The organism is Micrococcus sp. (genome assembly GCF_030523875.1).
Lineage (GTDB): Bacteria > Actinomycetota > Actinomycetes > Actinomycetales > Micrococcaceae > Micrococcus.
The window spans coordinates 1-3,201 of record NZ_JAUNHR010000135.1 but is presented as its reverse complement, the minus strand read 5'-3'; the positions used below and the strand labels follow the sequence as shown (position 1 = coordinate 3,201).

At 70.8% G+C, this 3,201-nt stretch carries 3 protein-coding genes; all 3 read left to right on the top strand.

Annotated elements, in window-relative coordinates:
• Positions 1 to 180: 180 nt before the first annotated feature.
• Positions 181 to 591 carry a hypothetical protein gene (locus Q4D18_RS11375; RefSeq protein WP_303128500.1) on the top strand — a complete coding sequence of 137 codons (411 nt, stop codon included), beginning with the start codon at positions 181 to 183 and terminating at the stop codon, positions 589 to 591.
• 59 nt (positions 592 to 650) lie between these two features.
• Complete coding sequence (locus Q4D18_RS11370) at positions 651 to 1,043, top strand: hypothetical protein (RefSeq protein ID WP_303128499.1); 393 nt, start codon at positions 651 to 653, stop codon at positions 1,041 to 1,043.
• A gap of 18 nt (positions 1,044 to 1,061) precedes the next feature.
• Positions 1,062 to 3,201 (top strand): phage tail tape measure protein (locus tag Q4D18_RS11365; protein WP_303128498.1); only part of this gene is annotated, 2,140 nt, incomplete at its 3' end.

Below are 3,201 nucleotides of genomic sequence, written 5' to 3'. Positions count from 1 at the left end.
CCCATGGCCGACAAGCCCCAGCCCCTCATCTCCCCCGACGGCAAGCGCGAGTGGACGCCCACGTCCCCCACCGAGCGCACGAACCTCACCGCCCGCGGCTGGCGCCCCAAGGACGCCGTCCCGGCCCGCAAAACCCCCGCCAAGAAGTCCTGACCCGACCCGCAGAGAGGCCCACCAGCCATGAGCACCCCGCAGACCACCACGTTCAAGACCTGGGACCAGTACGTCCAGGAGGCCGGCCACGCCCCCTTCGAGCTGCCCATCTCCGAGACCGAGACCATCTCCATCCCCGCCCCCACCGGCGCCGCCCTCATGCAGTGGGCCCGCGCCTACCGGTCCGGGGACATGGAGGCCATGCTGATCACCCTCTGCGGTGACCAGTGGGAACGCGTCGAGCCCCTCCTCGCCAACGCCCCGTTCAAGGCCTTCGAGAAGCTCGTCTTGGACATCATGGTCTTCTTCGAGCTCCCCGAGGAGCACGACCTCGTCGGCCCCTCCGGCGGCACCCGCACCGAGCGAGACCCCCGCGTCATCCGCCGCCTCATCAAGCAGGGCTGGCGCCCCGTGGGGGAAGCCCCCTCCCGTACCTGATCCACCTCGTCAACAGGTACGGGCCGCACATCGAGTGCGACCTCCTCGACGTCTACGGCGTGGACCTCCTGGACGCCTTCCGGGGGGTCCACACCTGGCGCCGCCTCCACACCCTCATCGCAGGCCTCCCCCCGCGCTCGCGGACGGAGCTGGCGCAGCTCGAGGACGACGAGTTCATCGAAGCGCACCTGGACAAGATCCCGGAGCGCTCCGGTCCGCCGCGTCTGGCGGAGTACGGGCCGGTGGAGGCGCGCTTGGACCGGCTCACCGGGGCCACGGAGGCGCTGTTCAAGCTCGTGGCCGACGTCGTGAAGGCCAAGCCACAGCTGCCACCGCCGCCCCGCCCGGCCGAGACGGCCGTGGCGCGGGCCCGCCGCCGCCGCTCCGACGCCCGCATGGCAACCCTTCAGGCCGAGGCTCTGGCCGCGATCGGACGAGCGCCCACGCCCTGACCCTCAGGAGGTCCCGCCATGCCCCAGGCCAACGAAGCCGTCTGGCTGCCGGTCCTCCCCTCGTTCAAGGACTTCGGCCCGGCCCTGATCACCGGGGCCGGGTCCGAGGCCGACGACGCGGGCTCCCAGATCGGAGAGCGGTTCGGCAGGGCCATGGTCACCGGGGTCGCGGCCGCCGGGGCCGGCGTCGCGGCCGCGGGCGTGTTCCTGTACAAGGTCGGCGAGGTGTTCGACGACGTCGCCGACACCATCCGAGTGGGCACCGGCGCCTCCGGGGACGCCCTGGACGGCCTCGTGGAGTCCGCCAAGCGGGTAGGCCAGACCGTCCCGGCCGAGTTCGAGCAGGTCGGCTCCACCGTGGCGGACATCAACACCCGCATGGGGCTGTCCGGGGACACCCTCGAGACCGTCGCCGCCCAGTACCTCGAAGCCGGCCGGATCCTCGGCGAGGACGTGGACATCAACAAGACCTCCGCGGCCTTCAACGCCTTCGGCATCGAGGGCGAGGCCGTCGTCGGGGCCATGGACCACCTCTTCCAGGTTTCCCAGGCCACCGGCGTCGGCATGAACGAGCTCGCAACCGTGGTCGGTGTCAACGCCCCGGCCATGAAGGCCCTGGGCTTCTCCTTCCAGGAGACCGCCGTGATGGCCGGCTCGCTCGACAAGGCGGGCCTGAACTCGAACAAGATGATGGCCGCCATGTCCAAGGGCATGGTCACCCTCGCCAAGGACGGAGAGGCCCCTCAGGCCGCGTTCCAGCGCGTCGTCGGGGAGATCAACGGCTACATCACCGCCGGCGACCAGGCCGCCGCCCTCGAACTCGCCGGCAAGGTCTTCGGCACCAAAGGCGCCCCCCAGTTCATCGAGGCCCTGCAGTCCGGCGCCCTGAACCTCGACGACCTCACCCGCGCCGCCGGCCAGTCCGCGGACTCCATCCTCGGCGTCGGCCAGGAGACCATGGACTTCGCCGAGGCCTGGCAGCTCTTCAAGAACAACATCCTCGTCTGGCTCGAACCCCTCGGCGCCACCGTCTTCGGCGCCCTCGGCACCTGGATGGGCATGGCCGTGACCGCCGTCGGCGCTTTCACCGACGCCTGGGCCCGTGCGAACGGGACCATCACCCAGGGCGGGCTGCTCGGTTTCATGGAGACCCTCGCCGCCCGCGCGCTCATCGTCCATTCCTGGTTCCAGAACTCCCTGGTCCCCGCGCTCGCGGCCTTCGGTGGGTGGGTGCAGCAGAACGCGGCGGCCCTGGGCTTCTTCGCCGCGGTGCTCGGCGCTGCCGGCGGTGCCCTGGGCCTCTACGTGGGCACCATCCGGCTCGTGACCACGGCCAAGACCGCGTGGGCGGCGATCATGACAGCCCTGCAGGCCAAGCAGATCGCGCTCAACGCCGCCATGGCCGCCAACCCCATCGGGATCGTTCTGGTCGCTCTCGCCGCGCTCGTGGCGGGTCTCGTGTTCGCGTACACGCACTTCGAGTCGTTCCGCACGATCGTGAACGGGGCATGGGCGGGGATCGTGTCCGCGGCGCAGAACGCTTGGAATGGCGTCCTGCTGCCGATCTTCACGGCGATCTCCACTTGGGTCACCGGGGTCCTGGCTCCGATGTTCACGCGCCTGTGGGTGCAGCACGTGGCACCAGCCTGGGCCGGGATCGTGGCTGCGGTGCAGTCCGCGTGGGCGGTCATCGGCCCGGCTCTCACCTCGCTCGGCTCGTCCATCTCCGCGCTGGGCGCCCTGATCCTGTCCGCCCTGGTGCCGGCCTTCACCTTCCTGGCCCCGATTGTGGGCCGGGTCGCGCAGGTGCTCGGCGTCGTCCTCGGCGGGGCAATCACGGTGGCCGTCGGGTTCATCACGCTGCTCGTCAGCGCATTCGTCGACCACCTGGCCGGCGCCATCCGCGGGGCGATCACCTTCATCCAGGGCCTGATCAGCTTCGTCTCGGCGGTCTTCCGCGGGGACTGGGCATCCGCCTGGAACGCCGCGAAGGACATGGCGGTCGGCGCGTTCCAGTTCCTGTGGCACGCGATCAACGTGGTCCTCACGGTGAACGTGCTCGGGGCCGTGCGCTCCGGCCTGGCCGCGATGCTCGGCCTGTTCCGCGGCGGGATGAGCTCCATCACCGGCGTGTTCGCCGCCGCCTGGAACGGGATCG